Source organism: Pseudofrankia sp. EUN1h (assembly GCF_001854645.1).
Classification (GTDB): Bacteria; Actinomycetota; Actinomycetes; order Frankiales; family Frankiaceae; genus Pseudofrankia; species Pseudofrankia saprophytica.
The window spans coordinates 71856-88376 of sequence record NZ_MBLN01000075.1 but is presented as its reverse complement, the minus strand read 5'-3'; the positions used below and the strand labels follow the sequence as shown (position 1 = coordinate 88376).

At 71.7% G+C, this 16521-nt stretch carries 10 protein-coding genes and 1 pseudogene; 4 read left to right on the top strand and 7 right to left on the bottom strand.

Translation table 11 applies throughout. The features are described from left to right. Positions 1-2: 2 nt before the first annotated feature. Together BCD49_RS29860 and BCD49_RS29855 are read right to left on the bottom strand one after the other, a co-directional pair. A complete protein-coding gene (locus tag BCD49_RS29860) occupies positions 3-683 on the bottom strand; it encodes a DUF1918 domain-containing protein (RefSeq protein ID WP_007507105.1) in 681 nt (226 codons plus the stop codon). Positions 684-771: 88 nt separating this feature from the next. Then, positions 772-1041 (bottom strand): DUF1876 domain-containing protein, encoded by a 270-nt coding sequence (locus BCD49_RS29855; RefSeq protein ID WP_035927967.1) that lies wholly within the window; start codon positions 1039-1041, stop codon positions 772-774. Between the two features lie 485 nt (positions 1042-1526). Here BCD49_RS29855 and BCD49_RS29850 point away from each other — a divergent pair, with 485 nt between their 5' ends. Further along, the gene (locus BCD49_RS29850) at positions 1527-2126 is read left to right on the top strand and encodes a 2-oxoacid:acceptor oxidoreductase family protein (RefSeq protein WP_071042159.1); all 600 of its coding nucleotides are present in this window, start codon (positions 1527-1529) and stop codon (positions 2124-2126) included. 287 nt (positions 2127-2413) lie between these two features. Continuing rightward, positions 2414-3490: an Acg family FMN-binding oxidoreductase gene (locus BCD49_RS29845; protein ID WP_335341724.1), complete on the top strand. Its 1077-nt coding sequence runs from the start codon at positions 2414-2416 to the stop codon at positions 3488-3490. Between the two features lie 77 nt (positions 3491-3567). Here the strand turns inward: BCD49_RS29845 and BCD49_RS29840 are convergent, their stop codons facing one another. Beyond that, positions 3568-6249, bottom strand: a complete 2682-nt coding sequence (locus BCD49_RS29840) for a bifunctional acetate--CoA ligase family protein/GNAT family N-acetyltransferase (protein ID WP_071042166.1) — start codon at positions 6247-6249, stop codon at positions 3568-3570. Between the two features lie 348 nt (positions 6250-6597). On the opposite strand from BCD49_RS29840, the gene BCD49_RS29835 reads away from it, so the two are divergent. Beyond that, positions 6598-7839: an EAL domain-containing protein gene (locus BCD49_RS29835; protein ID WP_232794046.1), complete on the top strand. Its 1242-nt coding sequence runs from the start codon at positions 6598-6600 to the stop codon at positions 7837-7839. A gap of 181 nt (positions 7840-8020) precedes the next feature. Here BCD49_RS29835 and BCD49_RS29830 read toward each other — a convergent pair whose 3' ends face one another. Together BCD49_RS29830 and BCD49_RS44360 are read right to left on the bottom strand one after the other, a co-directional pair. Further along, entirely contained in the window at positions 8021-8995 is a 975-nt protein-coding gene (locus BCD49_RS29830) for a universal stress protein (RefSeq protein WP_007507118.1), read from the bottom strand. 146 nt (positions 8996-9141) lie between these two features. Next, positions 9142-9294: pseudogene (locus BCD49_RS44360) on the bottom strand (LuxR C-terminal-related transcriptional regulator); the annotation flags it as partial. A gap of 465 nt (positions 9295-9759) precedes the next feature. Between BCD49_RS44360 and BCD49_RS29825 the strand changes: the two are divergent. Then, positions 9760-10785, top strand: a complete 1026-nt coding sequence (locus tag BCD49_RS29825) for a universal stress protein (protein WP_071042158.1) — start codon at positions 9760-9762, stop codon at positions 10783-10785. 179 nt (positions 10786-10964) lie between these two features. Here BCD49_RS29825 and BCD49_RS29820 read toward each other — a convergent pair whose 3' ends face one another. Continuing rightward, positions 10965-13910, bottom strand: a complete 2946-nt coding sequence (locus BCD49_RS29820) for a cation-translocating P-type ATPase (protein WP_071042157.1) — start codon at positions 13908-13910, stop codon at positions 10965-10967. An 88-nt stretch (positions 13911-13998) separates the two neighbouring features. Continuing rightward, positions 13999-16518, bottom strand: coding sequence for a phosphoenolpyruvate synthase (gene ppsA, locus BCD49_RS29815; RefSeq protein ID WP_007507124.1), 2520 nt, complete (start codon positions 16516-16518; stop codon positions 13999-14001). Positions 16519-16521: the final 3 nt, after the last annotated feature.

The window sequence follows — 16521 nt, the reverse complement described above, 5'->3', positions numbered from 1 at the left end:
GGTCAGTGGTGAACGAGGTGGCGGACCTCGGCGTCCGGACCCGGGTAGAAGAACGTCACCTTGCCGGTGTCCGCCCAGCGCACCCGGAACGGAGGGTCGCCCGCGGGCGGCCGCACCTCCAGGATTTCCCCGTCCCGGTCCGGTTCGCCAACCGCGTGCCGGTGGATGACGATCTGGTCGCCGACCCTGGCCTGCCGGCGCCCCGGCTCGGCGCCAACGGCATGCGCCGGCCGGGTCGGCGCGTGCACCAGGACCGGCAGGCCAGCCTCGTGGTGCGGGTGCCGGACCTCCTGGCGGACGAGGGCGGCGAGACGCGGCAGTTCCGCCGGCGACGCGTCGATGAGCAGGTCGTCCAGGGTGACGAGCCCGACGACGCGGGCGCCGTCCATCAGCGGCAGCCGGCGAACCGCGTGCGTCTGGAAGGCCCGTACGACCTCGTCCCGCTCGGCTGTCGCGGGCAGGGCAACCACACCGGTGGTCATCACGCCGTCGATCCGGCTGTCGTGCGGGACCCGCCGGGCGACGGCGCGCAGCACCAGGTCGCGGTCGGTGACGATGCCGACGAGGACGTCGCGGTCGACGACGAGCAGCGAGCCGACTCCGGCCCGGTCCATCAGCCCGGCAGCCTCCGCGAGGCTCATGTCCGGCGAAACGGTGACCGGCAGCTGGTAGGTGACTGTCATTTCAGCCTCCGTAGTTCATGGCAGTCCTCGGCGCGCCATGGGTCTTCCTGGCGTCCTTCGTGRCTCTGGCGCTCCGCGATCTCACGGATCACGGATGCACGTGGGCGTGGACGCCCGTCACGGCCTCGATGTCGCCGGCCGCCGTGCTCCGCAACCTGCGCGCCAGGTCCGCCAGTGCCCGGGACGCTGCGACCTCGTCGCCGATCTCGGGGATCTCGTAGTCGTCCGGGTCGCACCGGGCGCGGCCGATGCCGCGCAGCTCACGGTCGGCGCCGGAGTACAGCACCGCCTCCGCCTGTGTCAGGCCGTCGCCCTCGGTCAGGAAGATGCTTACCGCCCAAGTCTTTTCCTGGATCATGATGCACACCGCCTTTCTCCTATGGGTTAGAGCCTCGCCCCGCCGATCGACCGGTGACAGGGCCCCTGGTAGGCCGTACCCGTGCCGACCGGACCGTCGTCGGATGGCCCGGCCGGCACGGGGCCGCCTGGCGATCCGACCCTTCGAGGTGTTCCCTGACCGCGGCGGTGGTCCCCTTTGTGGTCGGTCCGGCCGGTCGACGGCCTGCGCGTACGCGACGAGGGCGACAGGCGACCTCGGGAAGGCGACCTCGGGAAGGTGAGGTCGGCGCCGGTGCCCGCAGGTCCCCCGAGGATGGGACGTACGTACCGCGATCCGGCCTTGCCGATGGCGCACAGTCAATAGTGCCGGTACCCGACCGTCGACGCTCCGGACGCCCTGGCCGCTGATGGGAGTGCACCGTCGGGGGGCACCGGCTCGCAACAGCGCCGTGGCTGTCAGGCGCGGCGCCTTCGGCGCCCGGCAGCAACAGGAACGGGGTAGAGATGTTCACGGTACGGATCCACGGACGCGGCGGGCAGGGGATCGTCACCACCGCCGAGACCCTGGCGGCCGCCGCCTTCTCCCAGGGCAGGTACGCGCAGGCATTCGCCGGATTTGGCCCGGAGYGCGCAGGCACGCCGATGCTCGCGTTCTGCCGGGTCGACAACGCGCCGATCCGCCGTCGCGAGCCAGTGCTGCACCCGGACGCGCTGATCGTGCAGGATCCAACGCTGCTCCACGTGGTGGACACGCTCGAGGGGATCCGGCCGGACGGCTACGTCCTCGTCAACTCCTCCCACGACGTCGACGAACTCGGCCTCGACGACCTCGCGGCGCACCATGGCCTGGCGGCCGTGCGCCTGCTGACCGTTCCCGCCACCGAGATCGCCCGGCGCACGCTCGGGCACCCGCTGCCGAACACTGCCCTGCTCGGCGCCTTCGCCGCGCTGACCGGCGTCGTCACACTCGAGGCCGTCGAGACCGCGATCCAGGAAGGCTTCACCGGCCGGGTCGCCGCGGACAACGTCGAGGCCGCCCGGTCGGCACACGCCTTCGTCCGTTACGCCCTCGTGGACCGCGCCCCGGGAGCGGCGCGCGCATAGCGCGATCCAGCGGTGACGGACGCAGATGACGGCCGGGCATCCCGCCGGTCGACCGCCGTCCGGCGGCCGCACCTTCGACCGGCACCTGCCGATCTAGGCTTGGATCGTCGCAGCGCTCGCGGCGCAGTCGTTCGAGGCCGTCGCGGCCGGCGCCCAGTGACCGTCCACTCCTCGCGAAGCACGCCGGAGCCGAGCTGACAGGATCACGAGTGCGGCGTGTCCGGGTGAGCCCCGGGCAGTCGTGTGATGATGCCCCGGGCGAGGGCTGGTCGCGGTCCGGGTTGGCGATGAAGTTCGGTTGGCTGCAGCGGGACGAGGAGACGACCATGGTCACGAGCGGCACTACGTTCTCGATGGAGCAGGTATACGCGGCGGTCGAGGCCGCGGGCCTGGCGCCGTCGATCCACAACACCCAGCCCTGGAAATGGCGGTTCCGCGACGAGACCCTGGAACTGTTCGCCGACCTCTCCCGGGCCGTCCCGGTCATCGACCACGATCACCGCCAGCTGCTGGTCAGCTGCGGCGCCGCGCTGCTCAACGGCTGGTTGTCGCTGCGCGCCGCCGGGCTGGACGTCGAGGTCGGCGACTTCCCCGACGGCCCCGACCTCACCACCGACCGGCTGGCCACATTGACGATCATCGGCCATCGCCCACCCACCGGTGACGAGACCCAGCTCGCCGAGGCCATCACCCGCCGGCACACCGACCGCCGCCCGCTCACCCCGGCGGAGCTGTCCATCGACGAGGTGCGCGCGCTGCGCCGGGCCGCCGAGGCAGAAGGCTGCTGGCTCGCGTCGCTGACCAGCGAGGACGCCCGCATCGAGCTGTCGGTCCTGCTGGCCAGGGCCGACTGGATCGAACGCAACGACCCCGGCTACCAGGCCGAGCTCGCTTCCTGGATCCGCGACGACCCGGAGGCCACCGACGGCATCCCGCGCCCGGCGGCTCTGTCGAGCGCCGAGTCGCGTCCCTCCGAGTTCCCGGCCCGCGACTTCACCGGCGGCGCGGGGGGCGAACCGGCCAACGCCGACGAGGCCGGGGAACGGGTGCGCGCCGCCCGAGTCGAGCACCCTGGCGTGCTCGTCCTCGGCACCGACGCCGACGGCCCCGCCGACCGCCTACGCGCTGGCCGGGCACTCAGCCGCGTGCTGCTGACCGCCACGACCGAGGGCCTCGCGACCTCTCCCCTCGGCCAGGCTCTCGACATCGAGGCGACCCGCTCGCTGGTCCACTCACTGACCGGAGCCACCGGCCTCACGCAAATGATCATTCGTGTCGGCTACCCCGACACGTCCACTCCCCCACTGGCGCCGACCAGGCGTCGTCCCGTGTCGGACGTGCTCGAACACCTCGCCGGCGCCTGAGGACGCAATCGTCGACTACGCGGTGGCGCACCGTCGGCAGGTTGTCGATCTCACCGCGAGGTCGACGGTCACGGGTTTCAGCGAAGCCGCCGCAAGGTGGGGTCGGTGGCGTCAAGCGCCGGTGCGATGCGGATCTTGATGTCGACAGCCACCGCTCCGTTTGAGGTGACGATGAGTGGATTGACGTCCATCTCACGTATCTCAGGGATGTCGTCGGCGAGGCGGCCGACGCGCAGCAACACGTCCTCGACGGCTGCGCGATCGCCGGCCGCGGCGCCACGGAATCCGCCGAGGATCCGGCTGGCACCACGGGGCTCGCGGACGAGCTCGGCCGCGTCGACGTCCGTCAGCGGCAGGAGTCGGTAGGCACGGTCAGCGAGCAGATCGGTGAAGACGCCACCAAGCCCGAACGCGACAAGCGGTCCGAACGCGGGGTCCTGCACGACGCCGATCAATGTCTCCGTCCCGGCCTCGGCTGTCGGCGAGATGAGACCGCCGCCCATCTCGTCACCGAGCAGCGCGGCCATCTTCACGTAGGCCGCGGCAGCGGCCGCCGGGGTGGTGAGGCCAAGCGCGACGCCGCCCCGGTCGCTCTTGTGCACCAGATCCGGATTGCCCGCCTTGAGGACGACCGACCGGCCGATCTGAGCGGCGGCGGCGGCCGCGGCGTCGGGCGAGTCCACCCGGGTCACCGGCGCGACCGGAATGCCGTAGGAGGCGACGAGCTCGACGGCGTGTTCCGCCAGGAGCCAGCAGCCATCCGGAGCCTTTACGAGGGCTTCGTTGACGATGGYCCGCGCCCGGTCGCGGTCCAGCCCGGTCAGGTCCGGGACGGTTCCCACCGGTCGGGCCAGCCATGCGGCGTGACCCGCGGCTCGGGCGAAGGCGCGGACCGCGTCCTCCGGCACGCTGTACGCGCAGACCGTCCGGTCGGATGGCTCCAGCGTCGTCACTCGGGCGACCTGACCCAGCAGCACGGCCAGCACAGGCTTGCCGGTGTGTGCGGCGGCCGCACGCACGGCGGCCGGCAGGTCGTCCGGCTCGGTCAGCGGGGTCGGCGCGACGACGGCCAGCAGGCCATCGACTCCTGGGTCGGCGAGAACGGCGCGCAGGGCCTTCTCGAACGCCGGCCCGGACACCGAGGCGATGGCGTCCACCGGCCCGGCGACGGCGGCGCCGGCGGGCAGCACCGCACGCAGCTCGGCCTGAGTGGTGGGCGTGAGCTCGGCGACCGTCAGTCCGGCCGCCTCGGCCGCGTCCGCGGCGAGCACGCATGGGCCACCGGCATTGCCAACGATCGCGAGCCGGTTGCCGGCGGGCAGCGGCTGGTGCGCGAGGAGCGACACCGTGTCCAGGAGCTCTCCAAGCCCATCGACCGCGATCACGCCGGCCTGCCGGAACAGCGCGTCGGTGTGCGTCCGTGACGTCACCGCGGCGGCGGTGTGCGACCGGGCCGCGCGCGCCCCGGCCCCCGAGCCGCCGCCCTTGACCGCCACCACCGGCTTGCTGCGGGACACCCGCCGGGCAATCCGGGAGAACTTCCGCGGATTACCGAAGGACTCCAGGTACAACGCGACGACGTCGGTGTCCGCGTCCTGCTCCGCCCAGAGCAGCAGGTCGTTGCCGGAGACGTCCGCCTTGTTGCCGGTCGAGACGAACGTCGACAGCCCCAGCCCCAGCGCGCTGGCCTGCTCGAGCAGGGCGATTCCCAGGCCGCCCGACTGCGAGACCACGGCGACCCGGCCTGCGTGCGGTGGCGCGACCGCGAACGTGGCGTTCAACCGCACCCCAGCCGTCGTGTTGACGATTCCCATGCAGTTCGGTCCGACGATCCGCATCCCGGATGACCGGGCCCTGGCCACCAGCTCCGCTTCGCGGGCCCGTCCCTCGACACCGGCCTCGGCGAATCCCGCCGTCAGCACCACGACGGCGCGTATGCCGGCGCTCGCGCAGTCTTCGACGACCTCGCCCGCCACGGCCGAGGGAACCGCCACCACGGCGAGATCCACCAGCCCCGGCAGATCACGCACGGTCGGCACGGCGGTGACGCCGGCCACCTCGGTGGCATGCGGGTTCACCACGTACACCGGACCGGGAAAGCCACCCGCCACGATGTTGCGCACGACCTCATGACCGACGGTGCGGGGCCGCTGCGACGCGCCGACCACGACCACCGACCGGGGCCGCAACAACGCCCGCAGGCTGCGCACATCGGCCTCGCTCTCCCGGCTGTCCTGGGCAGCGAGCAGGCTTTCGGTCGGGATCACCGGGAACGTGATGTCGACGACCTCGGCATCGCGGTGCCGGCGCACCGGAAATCCCGCCTTGGTGAAGACCCCCAGCATCGCCACGTTCTCCGCATGGACCTGCGCGACGAACGTCGTCACCCCACGGTCACGGGCGTACGCGGCGAGATGCTCCAGCAGCAGGGTTCCGACGCCCCGGCCGTGCTGAGCTTCCTCCACGGCGAAGGCGATCTCCGCCTGGGTCCGATCCGCGAGCAGCTCGTAGCCTGCGACACCGACCAGCCGCCCGCCGACCACTGCGACCAGGGCGCCGTGCGTCGGGTCGGTGGTGTCGACCAGGTGGTCGACATAGCGGTCGGCCGCCAACCTGCCGGACGTGAAGAACCGGAAGTAGCTACTGCGGTCCGACAACCGGGCATGCAGCGCCTTCAGYCCCGTCCCCTCACCCGCTCGCACCGGACGCAGGTGTGCGATCGCGCCGTCGCGCAGGACCACGTCGCATTCGGACCACATCCTCGATCTCCCCTCGTCGGCCGCCACACCGCGCACGGTCGAGCGGATCCGGCTGGCTGTGCGCTCGGACAGGCGRCATTGTGGACGGTCCGGTGATCGTCCGGTCCGGCGATATCGAGCGTCCTTCATGCGCGTCTGGGCCGGCAGGGTGCTGATGACCAGCCACGTCGGGACCTCCGACATGGCTGCGCCCGGTCGTCTGGCACCTCGACCCGCCTGGACGCGGACATACGTCGAGCCGGTMACGGCGTTGCAGCGGATGTGTGTTGGTTCGACAGCAAGGGGTAACGGAGAGGAGTGGACTTGAGGTCGCGGCGCCACGCGTCATGCCTGGGGCCTCGGTCTCAGGTGGCCGAGCCATGGGCGGTACTCGTCGAGTTGCTCGAGGTTCTGCGGCGCAGACTGCACATGGATCTCGCCTGGCTAGGACGGCTGGAAGGAGATCTGCTGATCCTTCAGGTGGTCAGCGGCGATACCTCCGCGTTCGGGCTGGGCCTCGGTACCAGCGTGCGCCGCGACGGTTCGCTGTATGCGAAGGTTCTCTCCGGGGATCTCCCGTCGCTGATCCCGGACGTTCAGGCGGATCCGCGCACCTCACATGTGCCCGTGGTGGACGAGTTCGCCATCGGCTCGTACGCGGCGACGCCGGTCACCGACACCGAGGGACGGGTGTACGGCATGCTCGGCTGCCTCGGTCGACAGCCTTGCCTCTCGCTCCATCAAAGCGACGGTGGGTTCCTACGGCTACTCGCGTCGTTCCTCACCGAGTTCGTCATCGATCTCAGAAGGCTGTGGGACACGCGCAGCGCGCTCTGGCGACAGATCAGCGATCTGCTCGACCAGGGCGGCCCACGGATGTTCTTCCAGCCAGTCGTCGACCTGTCCACCGGACGAACCGTCGCGGTCGAAGGACTGGCACGGTTCCCGACGCTCACTCGCGGACCGCAGGACCTGTTCGCCGCCGCGGCCAGCGTGGGTCTGGGCTACGAGTTGGAGACAGCGGCCATCCGCAACGCGCTGCGAGCACTGCCGGCAATGCCACCCGATGTGATCCTCGCCGTGAACGCGTCACCAGCTACGGTGAACGACAAACTGACCGACCTCATCGTCGAGACCGGAACGCCGCAACGGATAGCCGTCGAAATCACCGAGCACGACTACATCGGCGACGACCACAATCTGCTCCTGGCTACCGAGGTGCTGCGAGGGCACGGAACGCACATCGCGGTGGACGACGTCGGAAGCTGCTATTCGGGACTAGAACAGCTCCTGCACCTGCGGCCCGAAGTGATCAAGATGGATTACTTCATCACCCATGGAATCCATCTCGACGCGGCGCGACGGGCCGTGGCCGCCGGGCTCACGAAGGTAGCGGCCGAGATCGGGGGACGCGTCGTGGCCGAGGGCATCGAGTCGACCGCCGAGCTGGACGCCGTTGTCGCCTCCGGCATCACCTATGGCCAGGGCAACCTACTCGGACTACCGACCGCCGATATCAACGAAGCCTGCCTGGGCAACCGTCTCCCGCCAGCCACGGCAGCCGGCGGCCAGGCACGTGGCACCGCGATGTCGCTCAACCCGTGCCTTTGACACACGCGCGCAGCGCGAGCACCGRCATACTGACGATCGCCATCTCGCCCGACACCTACGACCGATCGGTCATCCAGGGACATGTCCCCCGCGTCTCCGGCCCACTCGGCCGGCGCTTGACGGGCTCGACGGGCTCGACGGGCTCGACGGGCCAATCGACCGCGTAGCCGTTGTTCCGCTCCTACCTCTCGCCGTGGGCCACGACATCCTGAGGTGACTGGCGGTCGTTACGGACGACGGCGACGTCGCAGGCGGCGTGCACGACGCACTGGTGGCTCACAGAACCGAGCAACAGGCGCTCAAAGCCGCCAAGGCCGCGGCTGCCGACCACGAGCAACTGAGCCTGCTCCGATTCGCGCAGCAGGGCACGAATGCCCGACTCAGACGAGACGACCGGCTCGACGGTGACATCAGACGCGTCGCCCAAACCGAACTTCACCGCCTGATCGACGATCTCGTCGGCCTTCCTGGCCAACGAATCCTCCGCGGCGGCAAACACGTCTGCATACAGCGGGTCATAGCAGCCCCAGGCATGCAACACCCGCAACGGCACCTGCCTGATGGCAGCGGCCTGTGCCGCCCAGCGCAGCGCCACCAACGACAGTTCCGAACCATCGACCCCGACGACGACCGCGCGTCGATCATCGTCGAGCCGCCCGGCAAGCCCGTCGTCGTCATCGCTGTCGCCCGCTGGGCGGGTGACGACGACCGGAACGGGAGCGTGGTAAACGACGCCTTGGGTGACGCAACCGATGTTCACGCGACGGAACGGCCCGTGCCTGTGCCTCCCCACGACGATCATGTCGGCGCCACCAGCCGCCTCGACGAGCGCCGAAACCGGCTCACCGGGGACGACCAACCGGTGTAGGTCGACCGACGGGACCGCCCCGCCAACTCGCTCGATCGAGCGCTCCAACCTCCGTCTCCCCGCCTGAGCAAGGGTCTCGGAATCAGAAGTCGTCGCCGCGCGCAGCACGCCACCGAACGGCTCCTGCGTGGTCCAGGACAGCAGCGAGGTAACTATCGGTGCTCCACCGTCGTGGCCGCCGTCGATCCTCGCGGCGGACCACAGTGCCGCCTCCCGGAGGGCCCAGCGCAACGCCACCTCGGAACCAGGAGAACCGTCCACCCCGACGAGCACACGTAGCGCGCCCATGACCCACTCTCCCTGTCCGGCAATTTTCGATCATTTTCGGATCTGTTCGTGGACGAGGACGGGCGGTTGACCACCTGCCCGGCCGCGCTGCCATCGTCCAGATGGTGGCCCGCGCCACGGACTCCCGCTCGGAGACCAAGGAGTCGTTACCCAGGGACTGACGGCGACGGCATCATCGAAGGCCACTCGGGTGACACAAGGTTGCTGGTCCTGGCGTTGGTGGCGAAGACGGCCGCCTGGGTACGGCTGGCCAGTCCGAGCTTCGCCAGAATTGCGGAGAAGTGGTTCTTCACGGTCTTTTACGAGATACCACGCCATACAATCTCGTAGTCGTCGAGGAGGAACACCCGCACATTTTTCATGATCTGCAGAATAATTGGGCAGACAGCTTCCGGAAAGATGACCGGGCCTAACGTTGTAGCCGCCCGGTCCACTCGGGAAACGTCGACCCGTGCCACTCGGCCCATGGGTGGACCCCAAGCGACAGGCCGAACGACCCAGCGCGGGGGCACGCCCAGCCTCTGATGGGGCAGCCGCCGCCGCGAGACCGTCATACCAGCACAGGAGGAGGTCTCGAGGGTTGCCACCGCGACGACGTCGTGGTTTTCGACGCCGGGACGTGAGCCGCCACCGGCACCGAGCCGGCCTCACCGGCTCTCCCGCCAGCATGCCGAGCACGCGCCAGAAAGCGTCACCGAACGTGCCCTGGCTCTCCTCATTCCCTCGCGAATACCGGCGGAACCGTCGCGGAAAGAGAGATCGCCATGCGCACCGAGATCGTCGTCGGGGTCGACGCTTCTCCCGGGTCCGCCGCGGCGCTCGCGTGGGCACTCGACGACGCGTCCCGGCGGGGAGTCCGGGTGCGGGCCGTACTGGCATGGGCGGACGACAGTCGCCCGGCCGAGGTCGACGCGATCGCCACCTCGCCCGGGCTCGAGGACCTGGCCGCGGCCGCCGACAAGGTGCTACGGCGGCTGGTCGCCGCCGCTCGGTATGCCAGTACCGGTGGCGACCGCCTGCGGCTGAGCGGCGCTCAGGTCCCCGTTGACGAACGCACGGTCTACAGCACCGCCGCGCACGCGCTTCTCCAGGAATCGTTCGACGCCGGACTGCTGGTCATAGGCGCCGAGCCGCGGGCTGCCACGCGGTGGGCGTTGGCCGGCCCAGTCGGCGACGCATGCGCCCACGAGGCTCCAATTCCGCTTGTGGTCGTCCCGCCAGACGCCGGTACGGCGCGCTCGCGACACCGGGCAGGGAAGCCGGTTCTCGTCGGTGTCGACGGCTCGCGCGCCTCCGCGATCGCGGCCCGCTGGGCGGCCGGCGAAGCCGCCCTCCGGAGGGTGCCGCTGCGTGTCCTGCACGTCGCGGCCGTCCGGGGCACTGCGCCGGCACAGAGCCGGGTACCGATGACGATTCCCGTGATCAATCGGACGTCGGCCCTTCCCTGGGCGCCCGTTGGAGCGGTGGCCGCGACCGGCCGCGGCGGGCGCGGGGGCGGGTGGGCGCCGGTCGCCGCGGCACGGACCCATGCGGTACTCGACCCGGTCGACTCGGTCCGCCGCGTCGTGGCCGGCGTTCGGACCATKCCTGGCGCACCTCCCGTCGAGCCGATGTCGGTGGCCGGCGGGGCCGCGGCAACGCTCCTGCTCGAGGCCGCCGGGGACGCCCAGTTGCTGGTTCTCGGCGCACGCGGCGCCGGCGGGTTCCCAGCTCTGTCGCTGGGCAGCACCGCCCATCAGTGCCTGGCCCGTGTCTCCTGCCCCACCGCCATCATCCGAGGCCACGGGTAGCGATTCGTCCAGACAGCGGTTCGTCCAGACAGCGACTCGACCACCAGCACACCGATCACCTGGCCCGATGGACGCGCTTCTGCGTCTCGCCAGCTGAAGTCAACACGCCGCAATGCATGCCGGACTCCCGAGCGGACCACGTCTTTGCACCTGCCCGCCGCCGGATGGTGGCGGCTCGTTCAGTGAGTGACGGGCTGTCGCTGGGCACGTCGGCGGCGGGCGGCTCGCCAGAGCTCGTCAGCACCCCAGACGATGATGGGCATGGGCAGCAGGAAGATCAGGTTCGACGGGCTGACGGCGACGGTATCGAGCACGGGGTGCAGGAACGGCAGGTAGACGACGGCGGCGGCGAACGCGATCTCGAAGGCGATGCCGTAGAGCAGGAGCCGGTTGCTGAACAGGCCGACCTCACGTAGCGCCGCATGCTCGGTGCGGGCGGCCAGCGCGGTGCCGATCTGGCAGGCGACGATCGCGAGGAAGCTCATCGTCGTCGCCTCGAGGTAGATGTGGTGCAACGGGTCCCCGGCGCCCACCGGGTCGCCGGGGTGCCAGCCCCCGCGGCCCAGAACGACGAAGAACGCGGCCAGGACCAGGACGGCCGACAGCACGCCGAGGATTCCCCAGGCGCGCAGCAGCATCGCCGGGCGGATGACACCTTCGCGGCGCGGCCTGGGTGGCCGGGACATCAGTCCGGGCTCGGCGGGCTCGCGGCCGAGCGCGAGCGCCGGCAGCGTCTCCGTGCCCAGGTCGATCATGAGGATCTGCAGGACCGTCAGTGGCAGCGGCACCGCGCCGCCGGACAGCGCGAACACCAGGAACGGGACGACCTCCGGCACGGCGTGGGCGAAGATGTACAGCACGAACTTGCGGACGTTGTCGTAGACCTGCCGGCCGGCCCGGATCGCGGCGACGATGGTGGCGAAGTCGTCGTCGGTCAGCACCATAGTGGATGCCTCGCGGGCGACGTCGGTGCCGGAGCGGCCCATCGCGATGCCGATGTCGGCGCGGCGCAGGGCAGGGGCGTCGTTCACGCCGTCGCCGGTCATGGCGACCACCTGCCCGAGGTCGCGCAGCGCGTCGGCGATCCGCAGCTTGGTCTCCGGGGAACTGCGGGCGAAGACCAGTTCCCGGTCATCGCGCAGCAGCTCGTCGAGCTCGCTCTCGGGCAGGGTGTCGAGCTCTTCGGCAGCGACGATTCTCAGCCCGGCGGTACCTTGCCCGCCGATACCGACCTGGCGGGCGACGGCCGCGGCGGTCAGCCCGTGGTCGCCGGTGACGACGTTGATCCGGATGCCCGCCCGGTGGCAGGCCGCGACCGCGTCGGCGACGCCCGCCCGCGGCGGGTCGGCGAGCGCGACGACCCCAAGCAGCCGCAGCCCGCTCTCCACGCCGTCGCGCCATTCGCGATGGTCGGGCCCCGTGGCGGGCAGGGCGGGCAGCTCCCGGTCGGCGATCGCGAGCACCCGCAACCCGTCCGCCGCCAGAGCGGCGAGCAGCGCCGCGACCTGGTCTCGGTCGGCCGCGGCGAGCGGTCGGGCACCGCCGTCCGGGGTCGCGAGTGTCTCGCAACGCTCGAGCACTGCCTCCGGAGCGCCCTTGACGAACGCGGCGAACCGGCCCGGCGCGGTCTCGTCGACCGTGGTCATCCGGCGCAGCCTCGGGTCGAACGGCGCCTGAAGGCACCGCCGCGCGAGCCGCACGGCGCGCCCCGTGTCCGCCCCCAGCCAGGCGGCCGCCCGCAGCAGCCCGATCTCGGTGGGGTCCCCGCGGTCCTCGTCCCCGCGGTCCTCGCTCTCGTCGTCGCGCTTGCTGAGCTCGGTGCCCTGCCTGGGCGGCCCGGGTGGCGCGTCGTCCGGGCCAGGCCGCCCGGACGGGACCTGCCCGCCGGTCTGGTACGTGTCGCCGGCGAGCTGCGCGTCCGAGCAACTCGCCAACGCCGCCCCAAGCGCCGCCAGCACCCGCGACGAACGGTCCACCGACGACCCGCCGTCAGCCGACGCCGCCCAGTTCACGCCGTCGACGGGCAGGTCTCCCGCGGTGGTCCACAGCCGGACGGGACGCATCCGGTTCTCGGTGAGGGTGCCGGTCTTGTCCGTGCAGATGACAGTGGTGGAACCAAGGGTCTCGACCGCGGAAAGCCGGCGCACGACCGCGCCACGCCGGGCCAGCACCCGCACGCCGACCGCGAGCGCCAGGGTGATCGTCGGCAGCAGGCCCTCGGGCACGTTCGCGACGAGCAGGCCGATCGCGAAGGTGAGCGCCTCACCGAACGGCAGCCCGGCGGCCAGCCCGATCGGCAGGAACGCGACGCCGACCCCGACCGCGACCGCCGCGATCAGCCAGGCGACCCGGCGAACCTGGCGCTCCAGCGGGCTCTCATCGCGCTGGACCCGCTCCGACAACGCGGCGAGCCGGCCGATCTCGGTGTTCATCCCGGTCGCGACGACCAGCACCCGCGCGGACCCCGCCGTGCAGGAGGTGCCGGAGAAGACGAGGTCCTCCGCGGCGAGCAGCGGCCCGGTGTCCGGCGCCTCGGTCGCCGACCGGGCGACCGGCACCGACTCGCCGGTCAGCATCGACATGTCGACCTCGACGTAGCCGTCGAGCAGCCGCGCGTCGGCCGCCACCCGGTCGCCCTCGCCGATCACCAGCACGTCCCCGGGCACGATCTCCCGCACCGGCACCCGGCGCTCGGCGTCGTCGCGCAGCACGGTCGCCAGCGGCGGCAGGAAGGCGGCGAGCGCCTCGACCGCCTTCTCCGCGTGCTGTTCCTGGACGAACGCGACGGCGGCGTTGAGCAGCACGACGACGACGATCGCGACGGCCAGCGCCGCCGAGCCGGACACCGCGGCGAGGACCGCGGCGAGCCACAGCAGCAGCGCCAGCGGATGGATCAGCTGGCGGGCGATCTCCCGCGGCCAGGTGCGCCCGCGCCGCCGGGACAGCTCGTTCGGCCCGGCGCTGACCAGTCGCCGCGCCGCCTCCCGCTCGGACAGGCCGCCCCGCCCGGCACGCAGGTCACGCAACAGCAGCGCGAGTGGTTCCCGCGGATCGGTCACCGCGACGGGATCAGGACCGGCGGTGATCCGGTCAGTGGCGCCTGGCGGCACCGGACCGGGATTCATCGCACCGCCGGCGCGGCGCGCGGCGGCAGGGGAATCGATGAGTGAGGCCAGGCATCACATCGCCGGCCGACGTGGCCCCGCGCAGGATTCACGCAGGACGTCCTGGGCTTGCTGCCGCCCTCGTCGCCGGGCCTGGTCCCATGGTGTGCCCCAGGGCCGCATCGAGCACCAGGCGGCGCTCGGCGGCGGCAACGGTGTGCCGGACGGTGTCCACGGCGTCCGGGTTGACCGAGATCGACGTGATGCCAAGACGCACGAGCCGCTCGGCGAACTCGGGATGGGTCGACGGCGCCTGCCCGCACAGTGACGACGTGATGCCGGCTTCCCGGCAGGAGGTGATGATCCGCCCGATCGCGTCGAGCACCGCCAGGTCGGACTCGTCGAACAGCTCGGCGCAGGTCTCGGAGTCGCGGTCGACACCCAGCATGAGCTGTGTCAGGTCGTTCGAGCCGATCGAGACGCCGTCGATGCCGAGCTTTGCGTACTCGGGGATCCAGTAGGCGACCGACGGGACCTCGGCCATCACCCACCGGTGCAGGTCACGGCGGTGATCGCCCAGGGGGCTGCGATCCACGGCCTCCAGGCAGGCTGCCAGCTCCCAGCGGGTGCGCACGAACGGGATCATCAGGTGCAGGTTCGGCGAGGCCTCCCGGACCTTGGCGAGCACCTCCAGCTCCAGCGCGAACACCTCGGGGTCGCGGATGTAGCGGTAGCAGCCGCGGTAGCCGATCATCGGGTTCGCCTCGACCGGCTCATACCGCTCTCCGCCGCGCAGGCCGCGGAACTCGTTCGTCCGGAAGTCGGTCGCCCGGTAGATCACCGGCCGCGGCGCGAAGGCGCGGACGATCCGCAGCAGCGAGGCCGACATCCGTTCGACGAACTCGGCCCGCCCACCGGAGGCGAGCAGGTGGCGGGGGTGTTGGCCGCCGAGCGCATCCGCGATCATGAACTCGGCACGCAGCAGGCCGACGCCGTCGACGGGCAGCGCCGCGACCTGTTCGGCGCGCTCGGCGACCGCCAGGTTCACGTAGAGCCTCGTCGCGGTCGTCTCGACCGCCAGAGCCGGCTGCGCCGCCGCAGCCGTGGGCCTCTCCGCCGCGACGGCGACGGCACCCGCGGCGGCCGGAGCGACGAGCTCGCCGGCATGCACCTCGCCGCGCGCGCCGTCGACGGTGACCATCTGCCCCGCGGACAGCGTCGACGTCGCGACCCGGGCGCCGACCACGCAGGGCACGCCCATCTCGCGGGCGACGATCGCCGCGTGGCAGGTCATGCCGCCGCTGTCGGTGACGATCGCCGCGGCCCGGCGCATCACCGGCACCCAGTCGGGCGAGGTCATCTCGGCGACGAGCACCTCGCCGTCACGGAACTGGTCCTCGTCTTCCGGGGAGCGCAGGATACGTACCCGCCCGCTCGCCCKCCCGGGCGAGCCGGCGAGCCCGGTCAGCAGCGGCGCTCCGCCAGCACCGTCGCTACCACTGCCACCGCTGGCATCGCCGGGACGCGTGCCGCCAGGCGCCACCGCGGCACGCGGTTCCCAGGGGGCGCCACCTGGTTGGTCGGCCGCCGCGGCGCCGTCGGCCTCCCGCGTTCCCATGGCGGTGATCGGCCTGGACTGCACGAGGTAGGTCTGGCCTGTCTCGACGGCCCATTCCATGTCCTGCGGCGCGCCGTAGTGCCGTTCGACCCGGACGGCCAGGCGGGCGAGCTCGACGGCCTCCTCGCCGGAAAGAACCCGGCGCGAGCCCTCGGTCTCGGTCAGCTCGACCCGGGTGTCATGGCCGTCCGGCCCGCGCACGATCTGGTGGCTCTGCCGCCCGACCCGCGCGTCCAGCAGYGCCGGCCCGCCCGCGCCGCCGTCCTTGGTCAATATGTAGGTGTCGGGCACGACCTGCCCGCCGACGACGACCTCGCCGAGGCCGAACGCCGCCTCGATCACCACCCGGCTGGTGTCCCCGCTCGCCGGGTCGGCGGAGAACATCACGCCAGACCGCTCCGAGTTCACCATCCGTTGCACCACGACCGCGAGCGCGGGCTCCGCGGCGTCCGACCCTGGCCCGGCCTTCTCCTGGCCGGCGCGGTAGGCCAGGACCCGCTCGCCGTAGAGCGAGGCCCAGCAGTCGCGGACGCGCTCGATCAGCTCGTCGTCGCCGCGGACGTCGGTGAACGTCTGGTTCATCCCGGCGAACGAGGTACCGGCGGTGTCCTCGGCCGTCGCCGACGAACGCACGGCGACGAGCATCGGCCGGCCGCCACCGCCGCCGAGTTCGTGGTAGGCGCCCAGGACGGCCCGACGGATGTCGCCCGGCACCGGCACGGCGCGTACGCGCGCCCGCAGATCGGCGGCCTCGGCGGCCAGTCCGGCCGTGTCGTCGGGGTCCACCTCGGCCGCCCGCCGGGCGAGCTCCGTGGCGAGGCCGCCCTCGGCGAGCGCTCGCAGGTAGGCCGCGGACGTGACGACGAAGCCGGACGGGACAGGGAAGCCGGCCTGGGTCAGCTCGCCCAGGTTCGCACCCTTGCCGCCGGCCAGGCCGACGTCGTGGACGGACAGCTCCTTGAACCAGGCGATCCATGGTCCGTTCTGGCTCATCGGTCCGTTCTGGCTCATCAC